We start from the raw sequence: 23,328 nt of genomic DNA on the forward strand, positions 1-23,328 counted from the left end.
GCAGTCAGCAGACATGGCGAGCACATTCCGTGGTCTCCTCGGCGAGAAGCTGGGGATGACCCAGGTTTTCGACGAGAACAACCGCCTCGTGCCGGTGACCGTCGTCAAGGCGGGTCCGTGTGTGGTGACCCAGGTGCGCACCCCCGAGGTGGACGGCTACTCGGCCGTCCAGCTCGGGTTCGGTGAGATCGACCCGCGCAAGGTGAACAAGCCCGAGGGCGGGCACTTCACCAAGGCGGGCGTGACGCCGCGGCGCCACCTGGTGGAGCTGCGCACCTCGGACGCGGGGAGCTACACGGTCGGCCAGGAGCTGACCACCGAGGTGTTCGACGGCGTCGCGAAGGTCGACGTCATCGGCACCAGCAAGGGCAAGGGCACCGCCGGCGTCATGAAGCGTCACGGCTTCAAGGGCCTCGGCGCGGCGCACGGCACCCAGCGCAAGCACCGGTCGCCGGGCTCCATCGGTGGCGCCTCGACGCCCGGCCGGGTCTTCAAGGGCCTGCGCATGGCCGGCCGCATGGGTGCGGTCAAGACCACCACCCTGTCGCTGGTCGTCCACAAGGTGGACACCGAGCGCGGTCTGCTGCTGATCAAGGGCGCCATCCCCGGCCCGAAGGGCGGCCTCGTGCTCGTCCGTTCGGCCGTCAAGGGCGGCCCCGTGGGGAGTGACGACAAGTGACCTCATCGACCGAGACGCGCACCGACCGCCAGGTCGACGTCCGCACCCCGGCGGGGGAGACCTCCGGCAGCGTGACGCTGCCCGGTGAGCTCTTCGACGCCAGCGCGAACGTCTCCCTGATGCACCAGGTCGTCGTCGCGCAGCTGGCTGCCGCCCGCCAGGGCACGCACGCCACGAAGACGCGCGGCCAGGTCAGCGGTGGTGGCGCCAAGCCGTACCGCCAGAAGGGCACCGGCCGCGCCCGCCAGGGCTCGACCCGCGCGCCGCAGTTCGCCGGCGGTGGCACCGTCCACGGCCCGCAGCCGCGCAACTACGAGCAGAAGACCCCGAAGAAGATGAAGGCCGCCGCCCTGCGCGGTGCCCTCTCGGACCGGGCCCGCGAGGGCCGGGTGCACGTGGTCTCCGCGTTCGTCGACGGCGACGCCCCGAAGACGAAGGCCGCCCTGGCGACGCTCAAGGCCGTCGCCCAGGCCGGGCGCGTCCTCGTGGTCCTCGACCGCGACGACGTCCTCAACTGGGTGAGCCTGCGCAACGTGCCCGAGGTCCACCTGATCGAGGCCGGTCAGCTCAACACCTACGACGTGCTCGTGTCCGACGAGGTGGTCTTCACCGAGACGGCGCTGGCGGAGTTCGTGGCGGGCCCGGCCAAGGGCAAGCGCTCCGGCGCCGACCTGCCCGACCTCGCCACCCACGAGACGCCGGGTGGCATCCCCTCCATCGCTCCCGCCGCCGGCGAGGGCACCGTCGAAGAGACCACCGAGGAGAAGGCATGAGCGTCCGCGACCCCCGGGACGTCCTGCTCGCCCCGGTCATCTCGGAGAAGAGCTACGGGCTGCTCGACGGCAACCAGTACACGTTCATCGTGCGCCCGGACGCCAACAAGACGCAGATCAAGATCGCGGTCGAGCAGATCTTCAAGGTGAAGGTCCTCGGCGTGAACACGATCAACCGCCAGGGCAAGCGCAAGCGCAGCCGCGGCGCGCAGATGGGCAAGCGCAAGGACACCAAGCGCGCCATCGTCTCCGTGGCTGCCGGCGACCGCATCGAGATCTTCGGTGGTCCCGGCGCCTGACGCGCCCGGACCGTTCGGACCAGAGATAGAGGACTGAGTCAGCAATGGCTATCCGCAAGTACAAGCCGACGACGCCGGGCCGCCGCGGCTCCAGCGTCGCCGACTTCGCCGAGGTCACGCGAGACCACCCCGAGAAGTCGCTGGTCCGACCGCTGCACGGTCGTGGCGGGCGCAACGTGCACGGGAAGGTCACCGCTCGCCACCAGGGCGGCGGGCACAAGCGCGCCTACCGGGTGATCGACTTCCGCCGGGCCGACAAGGACGGCGTGCCGGCCAAGGTCGCGCACATCGAGTACGACCCCAACCGCACGTCGCGCATCGCGCTGCTGCACTTCGCCGACGGCGAGAAGCGCTACATCATCGCGCCGGCGCGGCTCAAGCAGGGCGACACGGTGGAGTGCGGCCCCGCGGCCGACATCAAGCCGGGCAACAACCTGCCGCTGCGGAACATCCCGGTCGGCACCGTGGTTCACGCCATCGAGCTCCGTCCCGGTGGCGGCGCCAAGATCGCCCGCTCCGCGGGGACCAGCGTCCAGCTGGTCGCCCGTGAGGGCCGGTACGCGCAGCTGCGCATGCCGTCGGGCGAGATCCGCAACGTCGACGTGCGCTGCCGCGCGACCGTCGGCGAGGTGGGCAACGCCGAGCAGTCGAACATCAACTGGGGCAAGGCCGGCCGCATGCGGTGGAAGGGCAAGCGCCCGACCGTCCGCGGTGTCGCCATGAACCCGGTGGACCACCCGCACGGTGGTGGTGAGGGCAAGACCTCCGGTGGTCGCCACCCGGTGAACCCGAAGGGCAAGCCGGAGGGCCGGACGCGCAAGCGCAAGGCCAGTGACGCCCTGATCGTGCGCCGCCGGCGCACCAACAAGAAGCGCTGAGCGGGTAGAGGAGTCCGACAGATATGCCACGCAGCCTGAAGAAGGGCCCGTTCGTCGACGACCACCTGCTCGCCAAGGTGGACGCCCAGAACGCCAAGGGCACCAAGAACGTGATCCGTACCTGGTCACGCCGCTCGACGATCATCCCGGACATGCTCGGCCACACCCTCGCGGTGCACGACGGTCGCAAGCACGTCCCGGTGTTCGTCACCGAGGCGATGGTCGGGCACAAGCTCGGGGAGTTCGCGCCCACGCGCACCTTCCGCGGGCACGTCAAGGACGACCGCCGCTCGCGGCGGGGCTGACCAGGTAGAGAGAGATTCAGATGACTTCCCAGTTGGGACAGGAGGCGCCGGTCGCCCGGGCTACGGCCCGGTTCGTCCGCGTGACCCCCATGAAGGCCCGCCGCGTGGTGGACCTGATCCGCTACCTGCCGACCGACGAGGCCCTGGCGCTGCTGCGCTTCGCCCCGCAGTCGGCCAGTGAGCCGGTCGCCAAGGTCGTGGCCAGCGCGGTGGCCAACGCCGAGCACAACCTGCAGCTGGACCCGGCGGCGCTCGTGGTCAGCGCGGCCTACGTCGACGAGGGCCCCACGCTCAAGCGGATCCGTCCGCGGGCGCAGGGTCGGGCGTTCCGCATCAACAAGCGGACCAGCCACATCACCGTCGAGGTGAGCGAGGTGGCCAGCAGCGCCGTCCTCGCGCAGAAGTCGCGCAAGGCGCGCCGGGACACCGGCCAGTCGGGCCCGGCCACCCAGCAGTCCACCAGCAACACGAGGGGAGGGACCCGATAGTGGGTCAGAAGGTCAACCCGCACGGGTTCCGGCTCGGGATCACCACCGACTACAAGTCCCGGTGGTACGCGGACAAGCTGTACAAGGACTACGTCAAGGAAGACGTCGCGATCCGCAAGCTCATGTCCAAGGGCATGGAGCGGGCCGGCATCTCCAAGGTGGAGATCGAGCGCACCCGGGACCGGGTCCGCGTCGACATCCACACCGCCCGCCCGGGCATCGTCATCGGCCGCCGCGGCGCCGAGGCCGACCGCATCCGCGGGGAGCTCGAGAAGCTCACCGGCAAGCAGGTGCAGCTGAACATCCTCGAGGTCAAGAACCCCGAGTCGGACGCGCAGCTGGTCGCCCAGGGTGTCGCCGAGCAGCTCTCCAGCCGGGTCAGCTTCCGCCGCGCGATGCGCAAGGCCATGCAGTCGGCCCAGCGCAGCCCGCAGGTCAAGGGCATCCGGGTGCAGTGCTCGGGTCGCCTCGGCGGGACCGAGATGAGCCGGTCGGAGTTCTACCGCGAGGGTCGCGTGCCCCTGCACACGCTCCGCGCGAACATCGACTACGGCATCTACGAGGCCCGGACGACCTTCGGTCGCATCGGCGTCAAGGTGTGGATCTACAAGGGCGACGTCAGCGGCTCGCGCGCCGAGCGGGAGGCCCTCGAGGCCCTCGCCCAGCGTCAGCAGCGCCGTGAGCGCGCGCAGCGGCCCCAGCGCCGCTCGGGCTCCTCGGGCACCACCGCCGGTGGCACCGAGGCCGGCCGCGCCGCCGCCTCCACGACCGGCCCGGCCGTGGACACCGCCGAGAGCACCGTCGCCGCCACGTCCGGCGAGGTCGCTCCCGAGACGACCGTCGCCGAGGTCGCCGGCCCGGAGGCCACCGCGGCCGCCGAGACGACGGCCACCGAGAACACGGAGAGCTGAGCCATGCTCATCCCACGGCGCGTCAAGCACCGCAAGCAGCACCACCCGAGCCGCTCCGGCCGGGCCAAGGGCGGCACCGAGATCAACTTCGGTGAGTACGCCATCCAGGCCCTGGAGCCGGCCTACGTCACCAACCGGCAGATCGAGTCAGCGCGTATCGCGATGACCCGGCACATCCGTCGTGGCGGGAAGGTGTGGATCTCGATCTACCCCGACCGCCCGCTGACGAAGAAGCCCGCCGAGACCCGCATGGGTTCCGGTAAGGGTTCGCCCGAGTGGTGGGTGGCCAACGTCAAGCCCGGCCGCGTGCTGTTCGAGCTGTCCGGTGTCGCCGAGCCCGTGGCCCGCGAGGCCATGCGCCGCGCGATCCACAAGCTGCCGATGAAGTGCCGCTTCATCACGCGTGAAGGAGAAGTGTGATGGCCGCTGGTCTGACCGCTCCCGAGCTGCGCGAGCTCTCCGTGGACGAGCTCGCCTCGCGGCTGCGCGAGTCGAAGGAAGAACTGTTCAACCTGCGGTTCCAGGTGGCCACCGGCCAGCTGGACAACAACCGGCGACTGCAGACCGTCCGCCGCGACATCGCCCGGATCTACACGATCATGCGCGAGCGCGAGCTGGGTCTCTCGGTCGCCCCGAGCGAGGGTGTGGCATGAGCGAGACCCAGCAGTCGTCCGGCCCCGGCCTGGCCGGCCGTGGCTACCGCAAGGTCCGCGAGGGCCTGGTCGTCAGCGACAAGATGGAGAAGACCATCGTCGTCGAGGTCGAGGACCGCGTGAAGCACGGCCTGTACGGCAAGGTCATCCGCCGGACCAGCAAGCTGAAGGCCCACGACGAGCAGGGGGTCGCCGGCGTCGGCGACCGCGTGCAGATCATGGAGACCCGGCCCACGTCGGCCACCAAGCGGTGGCGGCTGGTCGAGGTCATCGAGAAGGCCAAGTAAGAGGCGACCCTCCGGGGTCGTGACGGGTAGGAGTACCCTGGACGACTGGCGCGCGCCTCGAGTGCGCGCCGCATCCCGGTACCCGCGCTTCGGACGCACCGGCGGCAGCAGTCGCCGGTGCGTCCGCACGCGGGTACCGGACAGCCGGTTCACCGTTCCGGCCCGGCTGTCACCACAAGTATTGGGGAGTAGGACGTGATCCAGCAGGAGTCGCGGCTGCGGGTCGCCGACAACACCGGTGCGAAGGAAATCCTCTGCATCCGGGTTCTCGGTGGCTCCGGGCGACGCTACGCGGGCATCGGCGACGTGATCGTCGGCACCGTGAAGGACGCGCTGCCGGGTGCCGGCGTCAAGAAGGGCGACGTGGTCAAGGCCGTCGTCGTCCGCACGGTCAAGGAGCGGCGTCGTCCCGACGGCTCCTACATCCGCTTCGACGAGAACGCAGCGGTGATCATCCGCGACAGCGGCGACCCGCGCGGCACGCGCATCTTCGGGCCCGTCGGCCGGGAGCTCCGCGACAAGCGCTTCATGCGGATCATCTCGCTCGCCCCGGAGGTGCTGTGATCATGGCTGCCGCCAGCAACGGCAAGACGCCGTCGATGAAGGTCAAGAAGGGCGACACCGTCCTGGTCCTGTCCGGCAAGGACAAGGGTGCCAAGGGGCGCGTCATCGCCGCCTACCCGAAGCTCCAGCGCGTGCTGGTCGAGGGCGTGGGCCGCGTGCGCAAGCACACCCGCATCAGCTCGAACCAGCGCGGCGCCCAGCAGGGCGGGATCGTCACGCAGGAGGCGGCCATCCACGTGAGCAACGTGATGGTGGTCGACTCCGAGGAGAAGCCGACCCGGGTCGGATACCGCAAGGACGAGGAAGGCCGCAGCATCCGGGTCTCGCGGCGCACCGGTAAGGACCTCTGAACCTCATGAGCGCACCCACCCGTGAGCTGCCCCGCATGCTCGCCCACTACCGCGAGACGATCGTCCCGGCGCTCCAGTCGGAGTTCGGCTACGAGAACGTCATGCAGATCCCGCGCCTGACGAAGATCGTCGTCAACATGGGCGTCGGCGAGGCCACCCGCGACGCCAAGCTGATGGACGGCGCGGTCCGCGACCTCACCGCCATCACCGGGCAGAAGCCGGCCGTCGTCCGGGCCCGCAAGTCCATCGCCCAGTTCAAGCTGCGCGAGGGCATGCCGATCGGCGCGAAGGTCACCCTCCGCGGCGACCGCATGTGGGAGTTCCTCGACCGCCTGCTGTCGCTGGCCCTGCCCCGCATCCGCGACTTCCGCGGGCTGAACGCCAAGCAGTTCGACGGCAACGGCAACTACACGTTCGGTCTGACCGAGCAGTCGATGTTCCGCGAGATCGACGTCGACAAGATCGACCGTCCCCGCGGGATGGACATCACCCTGGTCACCACCGCGACCAACGACGAGGAGGGTCGCGAGCTGCTCCGGCAGCTCGGCTTCCCCTTCGCCGGCCAGCCCGTCGTCACGACCGTCCGCTGAGCCGGGCAGGAGAGAAGAGATGGCCAAGAAGGCGCTGATCAACAAGGCGGCCCGCACCCCGAAGTTCAAGGTGCGCGGTTACACCCGCTGCCAGCGGTGCGGTCGCCCGCACTCGGTCTTCCGCAAGTTCGGCCTGTGCCGGATCTGCCTGCGGGAGATGGCCCACGCCGGGGAGCTCCCCGGCGTGCGCAAGAGCTCCTGGTGAAGTAGGCGGACCCGGCCGCCCCCATGACACGCTCCGCGCGTCGTGGGACCCGGCGGCCGGGCCGTTCCATCCCTTTCAGTAGCACCACCGATCGCCGAGAGGCCCGGCGCCAAGTCCCCGAGACCCGGCGCACGAGGAACCGCGGCGAGAGAGGCACCACTCACGTCATGACCATGACCGACCCCATCGCAGACATGCTGACGCGTCTGCGCAACGCCAACCAGGCGTACCACGACTCCGCGGTCATGCCGTCGTCGAAGCTGAAGACGCACATCGCCGAGATCCTCGAGCAGGAGGGCTACATCGCCGGCTGGCGCGTGGACGACGTCGACAAGGACGGCAACCCCTTCAAGCAGCTGGTGATCGACCTGAAGTACGGCCCCAACCGCGAGCGCAGCATCGCCGGGGTCCGCCGGGTCTCGAAGCCCGGTCTGCGGGTGTACGCGAAGTCCACCGCACTGCCCAAGGTCCTCGGCGGACTCGGCGTGGCGATCATCTCGACCTCGACCGGGCTGCTGACCGACAAGCAGGCGACCAAGAAGGGCGTGGGCGGGGAAGTCCTCGCCTACGTCTGGTAAGAGGAGCGAGCGAAGATGTCACGGATCGGACGACTCCCGATCGCCGTGCCCGGTGGTGTCGACGTCGCCATCGACGGTCAGACGGTCAGCGTGAAGGGCCCGAAGGGCTCGCTGAGCCACACGGTCGCCGCGCCGATCACCGTCGAGCGCGACGAGGACGGCACGCTGCGGGTGCAGCGCCCCAACGACGAGCGGCAGAACCGCGCCCTGCACGGGCTCTCGCGGACTCTGATCGCCAACATGATCACCGGTGTGACCGAGGGCTACACGAAGACCCTCGAGATCGTCGGTGTCGGTTACCGCGTCCAGGCGCGCGGCTCGGACCTCGAGTTCGCCCTGGGCTTCAGCCACCCCGTGCCGGTGAAGGCCCCCGAGGGCATCACCTTCGCGGTCGAGTCCCCGACCCGCCTGCGGGTCAGCGGGATCGACAAGCAGCTGGTCGGTGAGGTGGCGGCCAAGATCCGCAAGATCCGCAAGCCCGACCCGTACAAGGGCAAGGGTGTGCGGTACCAGGGCGAGATCGTGAAGCGCAAGGTCGGGAAGACGGGTAAGTGATGGCTCAGGCAACTGCTCCCACCAACGGGAAGACCGCCGGCGGCCGCAAGCCCGTCGGCACCGACATCAGCACGGCGCGCCGCACCTCGCGGCTCCGCCGTCACAACCGGCTGCGCAAGCGGGTCTCCGGTACGCCGGAGCGTCCGCGCCTGGTGGTCAAGCGCAGCTCCCGCCACATCCACGTGCAGGTCGTCGACGACACCGTCGGCCGCACCGTGGTGAGCGCGTCCACCATGGACGCCAGCCTGCGCGGGGCCGAGGGTGACAAGTCCGCCCTGGCCCGTCAGGTCGGCGCCCTGGTGGCCGAGCGCGCGAAGGCCGCCGGGATCACGGCGGTCGTGTTCGACCGCGGTGGCAACCGCTACGCCGGGCGCATCGCCGCGCTGGCCGACGGTGCCCGCGAGGGTGGGCTGGACTTCTGATGACCACCCACCCCACCAGCACGAGCGAGCAGATCGAGAGGGACGTCTGATGCCAGGACCACAGCGACGCGGCGGCGGCGCCGGCGGCGGCAACGACCGCCGGGACCGCCGTGACGGCGGGCGGGGCCCCGGAGGCGCGCCCGCCGAGAAGAGCAACTACATCGAGCGCGTGGTGGCCATCAACCGCGTGTCCAAGGTCGTCAAGGGTGGTCGGCGCTTCAGCTTCACCGCCCTGGTGATCGTGGGCGACGGTGACGGCACCGTGGGCGTCGGCTACGGCAAGGCCAAGGAGGTGCCCGCGGCGATCGCCAAGGGCGTCGAGGAGGCCAAGAAGCACTTCTACAAGGTGCCGCGCATCGCCAGCACCATCCCGCACCCGGTGCAGGGTGAGGCGGCCGCCGGCGTCGTGCTGCTCAAGCCGGCCAGCCCCGGTACCGGTGTCATCGCCGGTGGCCCGGTGCGTGCCGTGCTCGAGTGCGCGGGGATCCACGACGTGCTCTCCAAGAGCCTCGGTTCGTCGAACCCCATCAACATCGTGCACGCCACGATGCAGGCGCTGAAGGACCTCGTCCGCCCGGAGGAGATCGCGGCCCGCCGCGGTCTGCCGCTGGAGGACGTCGCCCCGGCCGCCATGCTCCGTGCCCGTGCGGGTCAGGGGGTCTGAGATGGCGCAGCTGAAGGTCACCCAGGTCAAGTCCGCGATCGGCACCAAGCCCAACCAGCGCCAGACGCTGCGCTCGCTGGGCCTGAAGAAGATCAACGACTCGGTCGTCCAGGAGGACCGTCCCGAGATCCGCGGGATGGTCGCGACGGTGCCGCACCTGGTCACCGTCGAAGAGATCAGCTGAGCAGGGGCACAACATGACTCTGAAGGTCCACCACCTGCGGCCGGCCCCCGGCGCCCACACCAAGAAGACCCGCGTGGGTCGCGGTGAGGGCTCCAAGGGCAAGACGGCCGGGCGCGGTACCAAGGGCACCGGCGCGCGGGGCACCGTCTCCGCGCGGTTCGAGGGTGGGCAGACGCCGCTGAACATGCGGCTGCCCAAGCTCTCGGGCTTCAAGAACAACAACAAGGTCGTGTTCCAGGTCGTCAACCTCGACCGGATCGCGGCGCTGTTCCCGCAGGGCGGTCCGGTCAACCCGGACACGCTGGCCGAGGCCGGCGCCGTGCGCCGCGGTCAGCCCGTCAAGGTGCTCGGCACCGGCGAGCTCGGCGGGGTCAAGGTCGACGTGCACGCGAACGCCTTCTCCGCCTCCGCGGCCGAGAAGATCGCCGCGGCCGGGGGCAGCACCACCCGCATCTGAACAAGGACCCCGTCCTCCCCGCCCTCCGCACGCCCAGGGCGGGTCCCGGGACGGGGCCACATCGGCCCGCCCTGCACTGATGCGGGGCGGGCCGATTGCTAACCTGACTCGACCGACAAGGGGAGGGCACGTGCTGCAGGCGTTCGCCGCGGCGTTCCGGACGCCAGACCTCCGGCGCAAGCTGCTGTTCTCCCTGGCGATCATCGCCATCTACCGGCTGGGGGCCGCGGTCCCCGGGCCGGGGGTCTCGGTCGAGGCGATCAACAGCTGCCTGGAGCAGGCCCAGGCGTCCGACCAGCGCGACCTCTACTCGCTGGTGAACCTCTTCTCCGGCGGGGCGCTGCTCCGGCTCTCGGTGTTCGCGCTGGGGATCATGCCGTACATCACGGCGAGCATCATCGTGCAGCTGCTGGTGGTGGTGATCCCGCGGTTCGAGCAGCTGAAGAAGGAAGGGCAGTCGGGACAGGCCAAGCTGACCCAGTACACCCGCTACCTGACGATCGCGCTCGCCGTGCTGCAGAGCACCGGCATCATCGCGCTGGCCCGCAGCGGGCAGCTCTTCCCGAACTGCTCCGAGCAGATCATCCCGTCGGAGTCCATCTGGACGACCGTGGTCCTGGTGATCGCGCTGACGGCCGGCACCGCCCTGATCATGTGGCTCGGTGAGCTGCTCACCGAGAAGGGGATCGGCAACGGCATGTCCGTGCTGATCTTCACCTCGATCGCCGCGCGGATCCCTGCCGAGGGTGGCTCGATCCTGCAGACCCGCGGCGGCATCGTCTTCGCCGTCGTCTGCGCCTTCGCGGTCGTCATCATCGGCACCGTGGTCTACGTCGAGCAGGCCCAGCGGCGCATCCCGGTGCAGTACGCCAAGCGGATGGTCGGCCGGCGCATGTACGGCGGGACGTCCACGTACCTGCCGCTCAAGGTCAACCAGGCCGGCGTCATCCCGGTCATCTTCGCGTCGTCGTTGCTGTACCTGCCGCAGCTGGTCGTCCAGCTCCAGGGCACCGAGACCGGTGGCGTCCGCCAGTTCTTCGAGACGTACATCATCGACCAGAGCAGCCCGGTCCACATCGCGGTCTTCTTCGGCCTGATCGTCTTCTTCACGTACTTCTACGTGTCGATCACCTTCAACCCGGAGGAGCGGGCCGACGACATGAAGCGCTACGGCGGCTTCATCCCGGGCATCCGCCCCGGGCGGCCGACCGCCGAATACCTCCAGTACGTGCTGTCCCGGATCACCCTGCCGGGGTCGATCTACCTGGGCGTGGTCGCCGTCCTGCCGAACTTCTTCCTGGCCATCACGCAGGAAGGGCAGAACCAGAACTTCCCGTTCGGCGGCGTGGCCGTCCTGATCATGGTCGGAGTGGGGTTGGAGACGGTGAAGCAGATCGAGACGCAACTGAACCAGCGCAACTACGAAGGGTTCCTGAAGTAGTGCGCGTCGTCCTCCTGGGGCCGCCCGGAGCGGGCAAGGGCACCCAGGCGCAGATCATCGCCGGCAAGCTCGGTGTCCCGGCCATCTCGACGGGCGACATCTTCCGGGCCAACGTGAGCGGGCAGACGGAGCTCGGCCGCAAGGCCAAGGTCTACATGGACGCCGGCGACCTCGTCCCCGACGAGATCACCGTCGCCATGGTCAAGGACCGGCTGGCCGAGGCCGACGCCGCGGGCGGGTTCCTGCTGGACGGCTTCCCGCGGACCATCGCGCAGGCCGAGCAGCTGCGTGCCTCGCTGCAGGAGCTCGGGCACGGGCTCGACCGGGTGCTCGAGCTGGTGGTCGACGAGGAGGAGCTGGTCCGCCGGCTCTCCGGCCGGCGCATGCTCGTCGACGGCCAGATGGTCCAGCGCGACGACGACAAGCCCGAGACCGTCCGGCACCGGCTGGAGGTCTACCGGGAACAGACCGCACCGCTGTCGGGCTTCTACGAGGACGAGGGGCTGCTCGCGCGCATCGACGCGATCGGCTCCGTCGAGGAGGTCACCTCCCGCGCCCTGCGCGCGCTCGGCGCCGACACCGACGGCGAGGCCGGTCAGCCGGCCGCCGTCTGACCCTGGCGGTCGGGCGCGGTGGAGGAGCGACGCGGCGGATGACGGCAGGACTCCTCGGCCGTCTTCCGTTGCTCGCGAAGTGGAGTGGACGCATGATCCAGATCAAGACGCCGCACGAGATCGAGCTGATGCGCGGCGCCGGCCTCGTGGTCGCCGGTGCCATCGCCGCCGTCCGCGCGGCCGTCCGGCCGGGCGTGACGACCGGTGAGCTCGACGCGATCGCGGAGGACCACATCCGCGGCGCGGGCGCGGTGCCCTCGTTCCTCGGGTACCACGGGTTCACCGGGAGCATCTGCGCGTCGATCAACGACGAGATCGTGCACGGCATCCCGCGCAAGGACCGGGTGCTCGCTGCCGGCGACAACATCTCCGTCGACTGCGGCGCCATCCTCGACGGCTGGCACGGCGATTCCGCCGTGACGATGACCGTGGGGGAGCCCTCGGCCGAGGACGCGGCGCTCATGGCCGTCACCGAGCGGTCCATGTGGGCCGGGTTGGCCCGGGCGGTGGCCGGCGGCCGGCTGAGCGACATCAGCTCGGCTGTGGAGCAGGAGATCCGCCGGGAGCAGCACCCGTACGGCATCGTCGACAACTACGGCGGGCACGGCATCGGCACCGAGATGCACCAGGACCCGCACGTGCTCAACTACGGTCGCCCGGGGCGGGGGCCCAAGCTCGTCCCCGGGCTGGCGCTGGCGATCGAGCCGATGGTCACGGTCGGGGACCCGGCGACGGTGGAGCTCGAGGACGGCTGGACCGTCGTCACCAAGGACGGTTCGCGCGCGGCGCACTTCGAGCACACGGTGGCGATCACGCCCGAGGGCCCGTGGGTCCTCACGGCTGAGGACGGCGGCGTCGCCGGCCTCGCCCCGTTCGGGATCACCCCCCGCACCTGAGGAAGGACCCCGTCGCCCACGGGGACTGGCTGCGTTGGCCCCGGTCCCTGCGGCGGGGCCGGTCCGGCGCGTCGCCACCATCACTACAGGGGCGGGTTGGTGACTCGTGGGGCAGCGGGGTACGATCCTCTGTGGCGCTAGCGCCGTTCCGTCGTCGTGCTGTGGCCGCATGACGCGGAGCGCCCTCTGCGAGAGCGCCTGCACCACCCGATCTGCAATCTCCGAGCGCGTCCAGCCGGGTACCGGCGTGGGCGTGGGAGGAACCAGTACCACCGAGTCAAGGAGTGCGTGTACGGCATGGCGAAGAAGGACGGGGCCATCGAGGTCGAGGGTCGCGTCGTCGAGCCGCTGCCCAACGCGATGTTCCGGGTCGAGCTGCAGAACGGGCACCGGGTGCTCGCCCACATCAGCGGCAAGATGCGGCAGCACTACATCCGCATCCTGCCCGAGGACCGCGTGGTCGTGGAGCTCTCGCCCTACGACCTGACGCGCGGTCGCATCGTCTACCGCTACAAGTGACCGCCGTGGACCCGCACCTCGTGCGGGGTCCCGGCACATCGATTTCGAGGAATGAGGGGCGGCACCGGTGAAGGTCCAGCCGTCGGTGAAGAAGATCTGCGACAAGTGCAAGGTGATCCGCCGGCACGGCCGGGTCATGGTCATCTGCGACAACGCCCGGCACAAGCAGCGCCAGGGCTGAGGGAGTACCTGAAACATGGCACGACTGGCTGGCGTCGACCTGCCCCGCGAGAAGCGGATGGAGATCGCGCTCACCTACATCTATGGCATCGGCAAGCACCACGCCAAGGAGACCCTGGCCGCGACGGGGGTCAACCCCGACCTGCGCGCCAAGGACCTCAGCGACGAGGACCTGCTGAAGCTGCGCGACTACATCGACGAGCACTTCCGCGTCGAGGGTGACCTCCGCCGCGAGGTGGCCGCCGACATCCGCCGCAAGGTGGAGATCGGCTGCTACCAGGGCCTGCGGCACCGCCGTGGCCTCCCGGTGCACGGTCAGCGCACCCGCACCAACGCGCGCTCGAGCAAGGGCCCGCGCAAGACCATCGCCGGCAAGAAGAAGGCCGGCAAGAAGTAAGCCGCGAGAGCGTGTCGTCGCAGAGCCCGTGAGGGGGGAGCGACGGGGCGCGCGCGTGCTGCCTCTCTAGGCCACGAAGAGAAGGAATCCCACAGACTCATGCCTCCCAGGGCTCGCGCCGCGGCTGGTGCCAAGAAGGTCCGCCGCAAGGAGAAGAAGAACGTCGCTCACGGTGCTGCGCACATCAAGAGCACGTTCAACAACACGATCGTCTCGATCACGGACCCGACGGGCAACGTGATCAGCTGGGCCTCCGCCGGCCACGTCGGCTTCAAGGGCTCGCGCAAGTCGACGCCGTTCGCCGCGCAGATGGCCGCCGAGAACGCCGCCCGCAAGGCGCAGGAGCACGGCATGCGCAAGGTCGACGTCTTCGTGAAGGGTCCCGGCTCCGGCCGCGAGACCGCGATCCGCTCGCTGCAGGCCACCGGCCTCGAGGTCGGGCAGATCCAGGACGTGACCCCGCAGCCGCACAACGGCTGCCGCCCCAAGAAGCGCCGCCGGGTCTGACCGGCCACCGACGAGATCGAACGAGGTAGATAGACGTGGCCCGTTACACCGGAGCCGACTGCCGCCTGTGCCGGCGCGAGAAGATGAAGCTGTTCCTCAAGGGCAGCAAGTGCGAGTCCCCGAAGTGCCCGATCGAGATCCGGCCGTACCCGCCGGGCGAGCACGGCCGGGGTCGCAGCAAGGACAGCGAGTACCTGCTGCAGCTGCGCGAGAAGCAGAAGGCCCGCCGCATCTACGGCGTGCTGGAGAAGCAGTTCCGCGGCTACTACGAAGAGGCCAACCGCAAGACGGGCAAGACCGGTGAGGTCCTGCTGCAGATCCTCGAGTCGCGGCTGGACAACGTGGTCTACCGGGCCGGCTTCGCCGAGTCCCGCGACATGGCCCGCCAGCTGGTGCGCCACGGCCACATCCGGGTGAACGGCCGCAAGGTGGACATCCCGTCCTACCGGGTCAGCGAGAACGACATCGTCGAGGTCGCCGAGAAGTCGCGCACCATGATGCCGTTCGAGGTCGCCCAGGCCCGCGCCGGTGAGCGTCCCGTGCCGCCGTGGCTGGAGGTCATCAGCAGCCAGCTGCGCGTGCTCGTGCACGGCATCCCGGCCCGCCAGGTGATCGACACCCCGGTCCAGGAGCAGCTGATCGTCGAGCTCTACTCCAAGTAGCGGCTCGCCCCCAGGTGCCGGGAACAGCGGTCCCGGCACCTGGGGTCACGGCCCCCGCGGGCGGACAGATGCCCGCACGGAGCCAGCACCACCCCCTCACGGCGTCATATGGCGGGTGCCGGAGGACATGGAGGAGAAACGCAATGCTCATCGCACAGCGCCCCACGCTGACCGAGGAGACCATCACCGAGCAGCGCTCGCGGTTCGTCATCGAGCCGCTCGAGCCCGGGTTCGGCTACACCCTCGGCAACTCCCTGCGGCGCACGCTGCTGTCGTCCATCCCCGGTGCGGCTGTCACCAGCATCCGCATCGAGGGCACCCTGCACGAGTTCACCACCGTGCCGGGCGTCAAGGAGGACGTCACCGAGATCATCCTCAACCTCAAGGGCCTGGTCGTCAGCTCGGACTCCGACGAGCCGGTGACCATGTACCTGCGCAAGCAGGGCCCGGGTGAGGTGACCGCCGCGGACATCGCGCCGCCGGCCGGGGTCGAGGTGCACAACCCCGACCTGCACATCGCCACCCTCAACGGCAAGGGCCGGCTGGAGGTCGAGCTGGTCGTGGAGCGCGGCCGCGGCTACGTCCCGGCCCCGCAGAACAAGCAGCCCGGCCAGGAGATCGGCCGCATCCCGGTCGACTCGATCTACTCGCCGGTCCTCAAGGTGACCTACGCCGTCGAGGCCACCCGTGTCGAGCAGCGCACCGACTTCGACCGCCTCGTCGTCGACGTCGAGACCAAGCCGTCCATCGCCCCGCGCGACGCCATCGCGTCGGCCGGGTCGACCCTGGTGGAGCTGTTCGGCCTGCTGCGCGAGCTGAACGTCGACGCCGAGGGCATCGAGGTCGGGCCGAGCCCGGCCGAGGCCGCCGACATCGCGAACTTCTCGATGCCGATCGAGGACATGGACCTCACCGTCCGGTCCTACAACTGCCTCAAGCGCGAGGGCGTGCACACCGTCGGTGAGCTCGTCACCCGTTCCGAGGCCGACCTGCTGGACATCCGCAACTTCGGGGCCAAGTCGATCGACGAGGTCAAGATGAAGCTGGCGGCCATGGGTCTGGCGCTCAAGGACAGCCCGCCCGGGTTCATCCCCACCTCGATCGAGAGCTACGACGAGGGGTACGAGACCGACGCCTACCAGGGCACCGGCGAGTACGCCGCGGGTTACGACCAGGCGCAGTACGACGACGGCTCCTACCAGGAGACCGAGCAGCTCTGAGGAACGGCGCAGCCGGGCGGTGGGGTGACCCGCCGCCCGGCAGCGCCGTCCGACGCGCAACACTGGACGACGCACCACAGACGCTTTGCACCACGGATGCAGCCGGCACCGAGCGCCCGGCCGCCTGAGGAAGGACCGACATGCCCACCCCCACCAAGGGCCCCCGTCTCGGCGGCTCGCCCGCGCACGAGCGGCTGATGCTGGCGAACCTGGCCACCTCGCTGTTCGAGCACGGGCGGATCACCACCACCGAGGCGAAGGCCAAGCGGCTGCGCCCGCTGGCCGAGAAGCTGGTGACCTTCGCCAAGCGCGGTGACCTGCACGCCCGTCGTCAGGTGATGACGACCATCCGTGACAAGGACGTCGTCCACACGCTGTTCGCCGAGATCGGTCCTCGCTACGAGAACCGCCCGGGCGGCTACACCCGCATCACCAAGGTCGGCCCGCGCAAGGGCGACAACGCCCCCATGGCGGTCATCGAGCTGGTCGAGGCCCTGACCGTGGGCCAGCAGGCCGTCGGCGAGGCCGAGCGCGCCCGCGGCACCCAGTTCGCCAGCGGCGCCGGCGCCGCCGCGGCGGCCGGGGAGGTCACCGCCGACGTCGTCGAGCCGACCGACTCCGCCGACTCCGTCGACAGCCCGGAGTCCGCCGACAGCGTGGACAGCGCCGACAGCGCCGACAGCCCGGACGAGGTCGTCGCCGAGGCGCCCGACGCCGACGCCGAGGGCACGGACGCCCGATGAGCGAGCCCCAGGACGTCCCGGGCGCGGGCGCGGCCGGCGTCTCCGCCGGTGGCGGCGACCAGGGGGCCACGTTCGAGGGTGAGACCACGGGCCCCGGCGGCGACACCTCGCCGGCGGTCACCGACGGCAGCGTGAGCGACGAGGCCCAGGAGGTCGTCACCGACCTCTACAACCCCGACGACGAGCGCCAGGACGACGGTGACGTGACGCCGCAGCCGCAGCGGGAGAACGCCGCCGTCGTGGAGGACCCGGTTCTCTCGCCGGAGGTGGCCCGCGCCGCCGCCGCGGAGGTCGAGGCCGCCGAGCTCGGCGACGCCGCCACGGCCAGCCAGCAGTACCAGGGCGGCGACGCCGCGCCCGACCCGCGATGACACTCAAGATCGCGACCGGTCGCTGACCACGCACCGGCACCAGGACGAGCCCGCCACCGACCCCGGTGGCGGGCTCGTCCGTCTCCGGCTCGACCTGCAGTACGACGGCACCGGCTTCCACGGCTGGGCCCGCCAGCCGGCGGTGCGGACGGTCCAGGAGGAGCTGGAGCGCGGTCTGTCGACGGTGCTGCGCCGGGACGTCGACCTGACCGTCGCCGGCCGCACCGACGCCGGTGTGCACGCCACCGGACAGGTGGCGCACTGCGACGTGCCGGGGGAGCTCTGGGCCGAGCAGGCACCCAAGCTGGTCCGCCGGCTGCGGGGCGTGCTGCCGCCGGATGTCGCCGTCCGATCGGTCACCGAGGCGCACCCGGACTTCGACGCGCGGTTCGCCGCCCTGGCCCGCCACTACGCCTACCGGCTGACCGACGACCCGGCCGGGCCGTCGCCGCTGCGCCGCACCGACACGGTGGCCTGGCCCCGCCGCCTGGATGCGACCGCCATGGACCTCGCCGCCGGGCTGCTGCCGGGCGAGCACGACTTCGCGGCCTACTGCAAGCGGCGCGAGGGCGCGACCACCATCCGCACGTTGCTGCGGCTCGAGGTGTCGCGCACCGAGGACGAACCCGGTGTCGAGGTCGTCCGCATCGACGCCTCCGCCGACGCCTTCTGCCACTCGATGGTCCGCAGCCTGGTGGGCGGGCTCATCGCGGTCGGGGAGGGGCGGCGACCGCTGGACTGGCCGGCGAGCCTGCTCGAGCGCGCCGAACGCGCGAGCGAGGTGCCGGTCGCGCCCGCCCACGGGCTGACGTTGCTCGCCGTCGACTACCCGCCGGACGCCGCGCTCGCCGCCCGCACCGGGGTCACCCGGGCCCGTCGGGACGGGTGAGGCCGCCAGGGCGGGCGTCACCCGCGGGCGGTCACGGCACCGAGGCGACCGCCTCGGGGATCGGTGTCCCGCCCGCGACGAGTTCGACCACCGCGCCGTCGCGGGGGTGGTCCAGGAACTCGAGCAGGACGGCCGCGACGTCGTCGCGCGGGATCTCGCCCCGCTCGACGTGCCGGTCGAGGGTGACCCGCCCCGTCCCCGGCTCGTCGGACAGCCCGCCCGGGCGGAGCACCGTCACCCCGAGGGCGGGGCGCGCCAGCAGGTCCTGCTCGGCGGCGAGCTTGGCGCGCAGGTAGGCGGCGAACACGTCGTCCAGGCCCTCGGGGGTGCCGCCCCCGGCCACGAGGTCGGTGCCCATGGAGGAGACCAGCAGGTAGGTCCGCACACCGGCCCGCTCGGCCGCGTCGGCGAGCAGCACCGCGGCGCCCCGGTCGACGCTGTCCTTGCGCGCGGCCCCGCTGCCCGGGCCGGCGCCGGCGGCGAAGACGACGGCGTCGGCACCCCGGACGACCTCCGCGACGTCGTCGACCGAGGCCGACTCCAGGTCGAGCACGGCGGGCGTGGTGCCGTCGGCCTCCAGGTCGGCCCGGTGGTCGGGGTTGCGGACGAGACCGACGACGGTGTCGCCGCGGCCGGACAGCAGGCGGCCGAGGCGGCGGGCGACCTGCCCGTGGGCCCCGGCGATGACGATGCGCATGCCCCGGCCCCTACCCGGGTGGCCCGCCGGCTACCGCGCGGGCCCACGCCAACTGCTCGGGGGTGTCGCAGTCCAGCCACGGGCCGGGCCGGCCCGGCTCGACCGGCGGTGACCAGCGGTCGACGTCGAGCGCGGAGACCACGCGGTGCAGGGCGCGCGGGCCGGCCGGGTCGGTCACCGCGGTGCGGAGCGCGGCGGTGCGCCAGGCGCCGAGCAGGAACTGGTCCCGGCCCGTGTCGTCGACCACCAGCGCCCCGTCGCGGCGCACCCGCCGGCGCAGCTCCCGCACCAGGCCGGCGGTGAGGAAGGGGAGGTCCGCCGCGAGGACCACGACGGTGGGGGTGTGCACGTGCTCCAGCCCGGCGCGGAGCGCAGCCACCGGGCCTCCGCCGGGCGGGGCCTCCCGCATCAGCAGGACGTCGTCCGGGACCTCCTGCGCCGGCCCGACCACGACCCGGGGCCGCGCATCGGCCACCGCGTCGAGGACGGTGGCGAGCAGCGTCCGGCCCCCCACGCGCAGCTGCGGCTTGGCCTGCCCGCCGAGCCGCTCGGCCCGGCCGCCGGCCAGCACCACGGCCGCGTAGGGCAGCAGGGGGTCCACGCCGTCACGGTAGTTCCGCGGGATGGGTACCGTCGCCCGCGTGGGACGAGTCACCAGCCGCACCCCGGTGCTGCGCATCCGCGGTCCGCAGCGCAGCACCCGGCCCGACACGGTCGCCGCCGAGGAGCCGCTCGAGATCCGCCTGGGCGGCACCGCCCTCGCGATCACCATGCGCACGCCGGGCGACGACTTCGACCTGGTGCACGGCTTCCTGGCGACCGAGGGCGTCATCCACGGGGCCGACGACGTCGCCGGCCTGCGCTACTGCGACTCCGTGGACGCCGACGGCCGCAACACCTACAACGTCGTGGACGTCGACCTCGCGCCCGGCGTCCCGGTGCCCGACACCGGATTGGAGCGGAACTTCTACACGTCGAGCTCCTGCGGCGTCTGCGGCAAGGCCAGCATCGACGCCATCCGCACCAAGACCTCCTTCGACGTCGCGGCCGACCCCGTGGAGCTGCCGCTGGAGGTGCTGCTGGCGCTGCCCGACCGGCTGCGCGCCGCCCAGCAGGTCTTCGACAAGACCGGCGGCCTGCACGCGGCGGGGCTGTTCAGCGCGGACGGGGAGCTGCTCGCCCTGCGGGAGGACGTCGGCCGGCACAACGCGGTGGACAAGGTGATCGGCGACGGCGTCCGCGCGGGCCGGCTGCCGCTGGCCGGGCAGGTGCTGATGGTCAGCGGGCGGGCCAGCTTCGAGCTCACCCAGAAGGCGGCCATGGCGGGCATCCCGGTGCTGGCGGCGGTCTCGGCGCCGTCGTCCCTGGCGGTGGAGCTGGCCCGCGAGGTGGGCATCACCCTGGTCGGCTTCCTCCGCGGCGACGGCTGCAACGTCTACACCCGCACCGAGCGGCTCACGGGGGTCGGCGCCTGACGGATCGGCACGCCGCCTGCACGGGTGACGGCCCGCTCGGGGACAGTGCTGGGACGGCTCCGAGTCGTCTGGACGTCTCGTGCCGGCATGGGAAAGCTACGGCCCATGCAGTCCGTGGAGGCCGCGGCGGTGGTGCCGCTCAGCCCCGAGGAGACGTGGGACTTCTTCTGGAGGGACCCTCGGCAGACCGCCCGGTACCTGGCCAGCTCCGTCACCGTCGAGGACTACGAGGTCCGCGCCGACGGCACGCCGCGGTACCGGATGGTGCAGCGGATCGGCCCTCTGCCGGCGATGAGCTGGATCTCCGACTACCACGTGTTCGACCGCCCTCGACGCCACGTGAACCAGACGCTGGACTCCCCTCTGGGCGGCACGTTCTACGGCACCTTCGAGCCCACCGCAGAAGGCACGAGGGTGACGTGGCGCTGGGACGTCGAGCCGAAGAACCTCCTGATCCGCTCGCTGCTCCCTGTGCTCCGACCGGTTCTCGCCTGGTCGTTGCAGAGGGACTTGGACGCGTGGACCAAGGCGGCGGCCGACCTCCTGGCGTAGCGGTCGCGGTGCGCGGCCGGAGCGCCCGGCAAGCCGCAGTGGTGCACACGGGTGCTGTCCCCCTGCTGGTCCGGCTGCCGAACCGGGGACGCGCCCGGGGCAGCCGGGGACGGCCCCCGGCCGCCGCGCGGCCCGGAGGGCCGCGATGTGCTCAGTGGTCGCCGCCGCGCAGTTGGCTGACCACGTGGGCGAGCAGCGGCGCCAGGACCGCGAGCCCGTCCTTCACGCCGCCGGTCGAGCCGGGGAGGTTGACCACCAGGGTGCGGCCGGCGATGCCGGCGAGCCCGCGGGAGAGCACCGCCGTCGGCACCCCGTTCCCGGCCCCGTAGCGGCGCACCGCCTCGGCGATGCCCGGTGCCTCCCGCTCGATCACCGCGCGGGTCGCCTCCGGCGTCACGTCGGTGGGGGAGAGCCCGGTCCCCCCGGTGGTGACGACGACGTCGAACTCGGCGTCGACGGCGTTCCGCAGCACGTTCTCCAGCTCGGTGGCGTCGTCGGGGCGCACGTGGGGCCCCTCGACGTCGAAGCCGAGCGCGGCCAGGCCGTCGGCGAGGGCCTGGCCGCTGCGGTCGTCGTAGACGCCGGCGTAGGCCCGGTTGGAGGCGGTCAGCACCATCGCGCGGGCATCCGGCGGCAGGGCGGCGGTCACCGGGTCCACTCCCCGCTCTTCCCGCCGGTCTTGCGCAGCAGCCGGACGTCGGTGATCGCGGCCCGCGGGTCGACGGCCTTGACCATGTCGATCATCGTCAGCCCGGCCACGGTGACCGCCGTGAGCGCCTCCATCTCCACGCCGGTGCGGTCGGCGGTGCGGGCGGTGGCGGTGATCTCGACGGCGTCGTCGGCGACCTCGAGGTCGACGGTGACGCCGTGCAGCGCGATCGGGTGGCACAGCGGCACGAGGTCCGGCGTCCGCTTCGCCCCGGCGATGCCCGCGATGCGCGCCACCGCCACCGCGTCCCCCTTGGGCACCCCCTCGCCCCGCAGCAGGCCGACGACCTCCGGGCTGACCAGCACGCGGCCGGCGGCGGTGGCCTCGCGGGCGGTGACGCTCTTCGCGGAGACGTCGACCATCCGGGCGGCCCCGGACTCGTCGACGTGGGTGAGACGCGGCTCGCTCACTGCAGGGCTCCCTCGATCAGCACGACGTCCACGGAGGCGCCGGCGGGCAGTTCGGTGACGTCCTCGGGGACGACCACGAGGCAGTTGGCCCGGGCCAGGTGCGCGACCAGGTGCGAACCGGGGCCGCCGACCTGGGAGACCTCGCCGCCGTCGTAGCGGCCGCGCAGGAACTGGCGGCGGCCGGCGGGGGAGCGCAGCGGCCCGGTGAGCCGGGCCGGCGCCCGCAGCCGGTCGGGCGCGGTGTGCCCGAGGGCGCGGCGCAGCGCCGGCCGGACGAAGACCTCGAAGGAGACGAAGGCGCTGACCGGGTTGCCGGGCAGGGTGACCACCGGCACGCCGTCGACCGTGCCGGCGCCCTGCGGGCCGCCGGGCTGCATCGCCACCTTGCCGAACTCCACGGTGCCCAGCGCGCGGAAGGCGTCCTTCACGACCTCGTAGGCGCCGGCGCTCACGCCGCCGCTGGTGATCAGCAGGTCCGCCGTCGCCACCTCGGCGCGCACGGTGGCGAGGAACTGGTCGACGTCGTCGGGGACGAAGTGCAGCCGCCGCGGGACGCCCCCGGCCTCTTCCACCGCGGCGGCCAGCAGCGCGGAGTTTGACTCGTAGATCTGGCCGCGCGCGAGCGGCTGCCCGGGCGCGACCAGCTCGCTGCCGGTGGAGAGCACCAGCACCCGGGGGCGGCGCCGCACCACGAGCTCCGAGACGCCGACCGCCGCGGCCAGGCCCAGCTGGGCGGCGCCGAGCGGCGCGCCGGCGGAGAGCGCGACGGTCCCGGCGGCGATGTCCTCGCCCGCCGCCCGGAGGTGGCTCCCGGCCGCGGGCCGCTCGCGGATCTCCACGACGTCGGTGCCACCGTCGGTGAGCTCCACGGGGACGACGACGTCCGCGCCCGGGGGCAGCGGGGCGCCGGTCATGATGCGGTGGACGGTGCCGGGCGCCAGCGGGACGACGTCGGTGCGCCCGGCGGGGATGTCCTCGGCCACCGGCAGCCGCACCGGCCCGCCGTCCGCGCCGGCGAGCTCGGCCCACCGGCCCGCGTAGCCGTCCATCGCCGAGTTGTCGAAGCCGGGCAGCGGCACCTCGGCGACGACGTCACGCGCCAGCACCCGCCCGTGCGCCTCGGCCAGGGGCACGGTCTCCTCGGGCAGGGCGGGCAGCAGGGCGCTGACCGCCGCCTGGTGTTCCTCGACCGTGCGCACGGGGC

Annotated in this window: 37 protein-coding genes and 2 pseudogenes; 34 read left to right on the forward strand and 5 right to left on the reverse strand. The window is 71.8% G+C overall.

What is annotated here, in order from left to right:
* Window positions 1-13: 13 nt before the first annotated feature.
* The 32 genes and pseudogenes from rplC to truA all read left to right on the forward strand — a co-directional run bounded on the left by rplC (window position 14) and on the right by truA (window position 18,281).
* The gene (gene rplC, locus E9565_RS05735; protein WP_236825799.1) at window positions 14-679 is read left to right on the forward strand and encodes a 50S ribosomal protein L3; all 666 of its coding nucleotides are present in this window, start codon (window positions 14-16) and stop codon (window positions 677-679) included.
* The gene (gene rplD / locus E9565_RS05740) at window positions 676-1,452 is read left to right on the forward strand and encodes a 50S ribosomal protein L4 (protein ID WP_236834304.1); all 777 of its coding nucleotides are present in this window, start codon (window positions 676-678) and stop codon (window positions 1,450-1,452) included. The genes rplC and rplD overlap by 4 nt, the downstream gene beginning before the upstream one ends.
* The gene (gene rplW / locus E9565_RS05745; RefSeq protein ID WP_091929110.1) at window positions 1,449-1,751 is read left to right on the forward strand and encodes a 50S ribosomal protein L23; all 303 of its coding nucleotides are present in this window, start codon (window positions 1,449-1,451) and stop codon (window positions 1,749-1,751) included. The genes rplD and rplW overlap by 4 nt, the downstream gene beginning before the upstream one ends.
* Window positions 1,752-1,795: 44 nt before the next feature.
* Complete coding sequence (gene rplB, locus E9565_RS05750; RefSeq protein WP_236825797.1) at window positions 1,796-2,629, forward strand: 50S ribosomal protein L2; 834 nt, start codon at window positions 1,796-1,798, stop codon at window positions 2,627-2,629.
* A 23-nt stretch (window positions 2,630-2,652) separates the two neighbouring features.
* On the forward strand, window positions 2,653-2,934 hold the full coding sequence (gene rpsS / locus E9565_RS05755; RefSeq protein WP_236825796.1) for a 30S ribosomal protein S19: 282 nt from the start codon (window positions 2,653-2,655) through the stop codon (window positions 2,932-2,934).
* A gap of 20 nt (window positions 2,935-2,954) precedes the next feature.
* A pseudogene (gene rplV, locus E9565_RS05760) lies at window positions 2,955-3,308 on the forward strand (50S ribosomal protein L22); the annotation flags it as partial.
* A gap of 113 nt (window positions 3,309-3,421) precedes the next feature.
* The gene (gene rpsC / locus E9565_RS05765) at window positions 3,422-4,333 is read left to right on the forward strand and encodes a 30S ribosomal protein S3 (protein ID WP_236825795.1); all 912 of its coding nucleotides are present in this window, start codon (window positions 3,422-3,424) and stop codon (window positions 4,331-4,333) included.
* A 3-nt stretch (window positions 4,334-4,336) separates the two neighbouring features.
* Window positions 4,337-4,753: a 50S ribosomal protein L16 gene (gene rplP, locus E9565_RS05770; RefSeq protein WP_014377986.1), complete on the forward strand. Its 417-nt coding sequence runs from the start codon at window positions 4,337-4,339 to the stop codon at window positions 4,751-4,753.
* Window positions 4,753-4,986, forward strand: coding sequence for a 50S ribosomal protein L29 (rpmC, locus tag E9565_RS05775; RefSeq protein WP_236825794.1), 234 nt, complete (start codon window positions 4,753-4,755; stop codon window positions 4,984-4,986). The genes rplP and rpmC overlap by 1 nt, the downstream gene beginning before the upstream one ends.
* A complete protein-coding gene (rpsQ, locus tag E9565_RS05780) occupies window positions 4,983-5,273 on the forward strand; it encodes a 30S ribosomal protein S17 (RefSeq protein ID WP_236825793.1) in 291 nt (96 codons plus the stop codon). The genes rpmC and rpsQ overlap by 4 nt, the downstream gene beginning before the upstream one ends.
* Window positions 5,274-5,468: 195 nt before the next feature.
* Window positions 5,469-5,837: a 50S ribosomal protein L14 gene (gene rplN, locus E9565_RS05785; RefSeq protein ID WP_091929103.1), complete on the forward strand. Its 369-nt coding sequence runs from the start codon at window positions 5,469-5,471 to the stop codon at window positions 5,835-5,837.
* Between the two features lie 35 nt (window positions 5,838-5,872).
* Entirely contained in the window at window positions 5,873-6,187 is a 315-nt protein-coding gene (rplX, locus tag E9565_RS05790; RefSeq protein WP_236825810.1) for a 50S ribosomal protein L24, read from the forward strand.
* A gap of 35 nt (window positions 6,188-6,222) precedes the next feature.
* Window positions 6,223-6,777 (forward strand): 50S ribosomal protein L5, encoded by a 555-nt coding sequence (rplE, locus tag E9565_RS05795; RefSeq protein ID WP_374201414.1) that lies wholly within the window; start codon window positions 6,223-6,225, stop codon window positions 6,775-6,777.
* A gap of 19 nt (window positions 6,778-6,796) precedes the next feature.
* Window positions 6,797-6,982 (forward strand): type Z 30S ribosomal protein S14, encoded by a 186-nt coding sequence (locus tag E9565_RS05800; protein ID WP_091929101.1) that lies wholly within the window; start codon window positions 6,797-6,799, stop codon window positions 6,980-6,982.
* A 167-nt stretch (window positions 6,983-7,149) separates the two neighbouring features.
* On the forward strand, window positions 7,150-7,560 hold the full coding sequence (gene rpsH / locus E9565_RS05805) for a 30S ribosomal protein S8 (RefSeq protein ID WP_236834305.1): 411 nt from the start codon (window positions 7,150-7,152) through the stop codon (window positions 7,558-7,560).
* 15 nt (window positions 7,561-7,575) lie between these two features.
* Window positions 7,576-8,115, forward strand: a complete 540-nt coding sequence (rplF, locus tag E9565_RS05810; protein WP_236825791.1) for a 50S ribosomal protein L6 — start codon at window positions 7,576-7,578, stop codon at window positions 8,113-8,115.
* Window positions 8,115-8,537 (forward strand): 50S ribosomal protein L18, encoded by a 423-nt coding sequence (gene rplR, locus E9565_RS05815; protein WP_236825790.1) that lies wholly within the window; start codon window positions 8,115-8,117, stop codon window positions 8,535-8,537. The genes rplF and rplR overlap by 1 nt, the downstream gene beginning before the upstream one ends.
* A gap of 49 nt (window positions 8,538-8,586) precedes the next feature.
* Entirely contained in the window at window positions 8,587-9,201 is a 615-nt protein-coding gene (gene rpsE, locus E9565_RS05820; RefSeq protein ID WP_026857030.1) for a 30S ribosomal protein S5, read from the forward strand.
* A gap of 1 nt (window position 9,202) precedes the next feature.
* Window positions 9,203-9,385: a 50S ribosomal protein L30 gene (gene rpmD / locus E9565_RS05825; RefSeq protein ID WP_236825789.1), complete on the forward strand. Its 183-nt coding sequence runs from the start codon at window positions 9,203-9,205 to the stop codon at window positions 9,383-9,385.
* A 19-nt stretch (window positions 9,386-9,404) separates the two neighbouring features.
* Window positions 9,405-9,842, forward strand: a complete 438-nt coding sequence (gene rplO / locus E9565_RS05830) for a 50S ribosomal protein L15 (RefSeq protein ID WP_374201415.1) — start codon at window positions 9,405-9,407, stop codon at window positions 9,840-9,842.
* Between the two features lie 130 nt (window positions 9,843-9,972).
* Window positions 9,973-11,283, forward strand: a complete 1,311-nt coding sequence (gene secY, locus E9565_RS05835; RefSeq protein WP_236825787.1) for a preprotein translocase subunit SecY — start codon at window positions 9,973-9,975, stop codon at window positions 11,281-11,283.
* Entirely contained in the window at window positions 11,283-11,897 is a 615-nt protein-coding gene (locus E9565_RS05840; protein ID WP_236825786.1) for an adenylate kinase, read from the forward strand. Before secY ends, E9565_RS05840 begins: the two co-directional genes overlap by 1 nt.
* A gap of 92 nt (window positions 11,898-11,989) precedes the next feature.
* The gene (gene map / locus E9565_RS05845) at window positions 11,990-12,793 is read left to right on the forward strand and encodes a type I methionyl aminopeptidase (RefSeq protein ID WP_236834306.1); all 804 of its coding nucleotides are present in this window, start codon (window positions 11,990-11,992) and stop codon (window positions 12,791-12,793) included.
* 297 nt (window positions 12,794-13,090) lie between these two features.
* Window positions 13,091-13,312 carry a translation initiation factor IF-1 gene (gene infA / locus E9565_RS05850; protein ID WP_012950459.1) on the forward strand — a complete coding sequence of 74 codons (222 nt, stop codon included), beginning with the start codon at window positions 13,091-13,093 and terminating at the stop codon, window positions 13,310-13,312.
* Window positions 13,313-13,379: 67 nt separating this feature from the next.
* On the forward strand, window positions 13,380-13,493 hold the full coding sequence (rpmJ, locus tag E9565_RS05855; protein ID WP_012950458.1) for a 50S ribosomal protein L36: 114 nt from the start codon (window positions 13,380-13,382) through the stop codon (window positions 13,491-13,493).
* 15 nt (window positions 13,494-13,508) lie between these two features.
* Window positions 13,509-13,889, forward strand: coding sequence for a 30S ribosomal protein S13 (gene rpsM, locus E9565_RS05860; RefSeq protein ID WP_091929092.1), 381 nt, complete (start codon window positions 13,509-13,511; stop codon window positions 13,887-13,889).
* A 99-nt stretch (window positions 13,890-13,988) separates the two neighbouring features.
* Window positions 13,989-14,396, forward strand: coding sequence for a 30S ribosomal protein S11 (rpsK, locus tag E9565_RS05865; RefSeq protein ID WP_012950456.1), 408 nt, complete (start codon window positions 13,989-13,991; stop codon window positions 14,394-14,396).
* Window positions 14,397-14,431: 35 nt separating this feature from the next.
* Window positions 14,432-15,058 carry a 30S ribosomal protein S4 gene (gene rpsD, locus E9565_RS05870; RefSeq protein WP_236825784.1) on the forward strand — a complete coding sequence of 209 codons (627 nt, stop codon included), beginning with the start codon at window positions 14,432-14,434 and terminating at the stop codon, window positions 15,056-15,058.
* A gap of 143 nt (window positions 15,059-15,201) precedes the next feature.
* On the forward strand, window positions 15,202-16,278 hold the full coding sequence (locus E9565_RS05875) for a DNA-directed RNA polymerase subunit alpha (RefSeq protein ID WP_236825783.1): 1,077 nt from the start codon (window positions 15,202-15,204) through the stop codon (window positions 16,276-16,278).
* Window positions 16,279-16,418: 140 nt separating this feature from the next.
* Window positions 16,419-16,766, forward strand: a pseudogene (gene rplQ, locus E9565_RS23520) (50S ribosomal protein L17); the annotation flags it as partial.
* A gap of 251 nt (window positions 16,767-17,017) precedes the next feature.
* Entirely contained in the window at window positions 17,018-17,392 is a 375-nt protein-coding gene (locus tag E9565_RS05885; protein WP_236825782.1) for a hypothetical protein, read from the forward strand.
* 94 nt (window positions 17,393-17,486) lie between these two features.
* Window positions 17,487-18,281 carry a tRNA pseudouridine(38-40) synthase TruA gene (truA, locus tag E9565_RS05890; RefSeq protein WP_255725742.1) on the forward strand — a complete coding sequence of 265 codons (795 nt, stop codon included), beginning with the start codon at window positions 17,487-17,489 and terminating at the stop codon, window positions 18,279-18,281.
* A gap of 31 nt (window positions 18,282-18,312) precedes the next feature.
* On the opposite strand, the gene E9565_RS05895 is transcribed toward truA, so the two are convergent.
* Together E9565_RS05895 and E9565_RS05900 are read right to left on the reverse strand one after the other, a co-directional pair.
* Entirely contained in the window at window positions 18,313-18,978 is a 666-nt protein-coding gene (locus E9565_RS05895) for an NAD(P)H-binding protein (RefSeq protein ID WP_236834308.1), read from the reverse strand.
* A gap of 10 nt (window positions 18,979-18,988) precedes the next feature.
* Window positions 18,989-19,579, reverse strand: a complete 591-nt coding sequence (locus E9565_RS05900; RefSeq protein WP_236825779.1) for a molybdenum cofactor guanylyltransferase — start codon at window positions 19,577-19,579, stop codon at window positions 18,989-18,991.
* A 40-nt stretch (window positions 19,580-19,619) separates the two neighbouring features.
* On the opposite strand from E9565_RS05900, the gene fdhD reads away from it, so the two are divergent.
* Together fdhD and E9565_RS05910 are read left to right on the forward strand one after the other, a co-directional pair.
* The gene (gene fdhD / locus E9565_RS05905) at window positions 19,620-20,453 is read left to right on the forward strand and encodes a formate dehydrogenase accessory sulfurtransferase FdhD (RefSeq protein ID WP_236825778.1); all 834 of its coding nucleotides are present in this window, start codon (window positions 19,620-19,622) and stop codon (window positions 20,451-20,453) included.
* Window positions 20,454-20,540: 87 nt separating this feature from the next.
* Window positions 20,541-21,005, forward strand: coding sequence for an SRPBCC family protein (locus E9565_RS05910; RefSeq protein WP_236834309.1), 465 nt, complete (start codon window positions 20,541-20,543; stop codon window positions 21,003-21,005).
* Window positions 21,006-21,156: 151 nt separating this feature from the next.
* Here the strand turns inward: E9565_RS05910 and E9565_RS05915 are convergent, their stop codons facing one another.
* Genes E9565_RS05915 through glp form a run of 3 tightly spaced genes read right to left on the reverse strand, consistent with a single transcriptional unit; the run spans window position 21,157 to window position 23,323 of the window.
* Window positions 21,157-21,654, reverse strand: a complete 498-nt coding sequence (locus E9565_RS05915; RefSeq protein WP_236834310.1) for a molybdenum cofactor biosynthesis protein B — start codon at window positions 21,652-21,654, stop codon at window positions 21,157-21,159.
* The gene (gene moaC / locus E9565_RS05920; RefSeq protein WP_308196094.1) at window positions 21,651-22,124 is read right to left on the reverse strand and encodes a cyclic pyranopterin monophosphate synthase MoaC; all 474 of its coding nucleotides are present in this window, start codon (window positions 22,122-22,124) and stop codon (window positions 21,651-21,653) included. Before moaC ends, E9565_RS05915 begins: the two co-directional genes overlap by 4 nt.
* A complete protein-coding gene (gene glp / locus E9565_RS05925) occupies window positions 22,121-23,323 on the reverse strand; it encodes a gephyrin-like molybdotransferase Glp (RefSeq protein WP_236834311.1) in 1,203 nt (400 codons plus the stop codon). The genes moaC and glp overlap by 4 nt, the downstream gene beginning before the upstream one ends.
* Window positions 23,324-23,328 lie beyond the last annotated feature (5 nt).

Source organism: Blastococcus sp. KM273129 (genome assembly GCF_021698995.1).
Classification (GTDB): Bacteria; Actinomycetota; Actinomycetes; order Mycobacteriales; family Geodermatophilaceae; genus Blastococcus.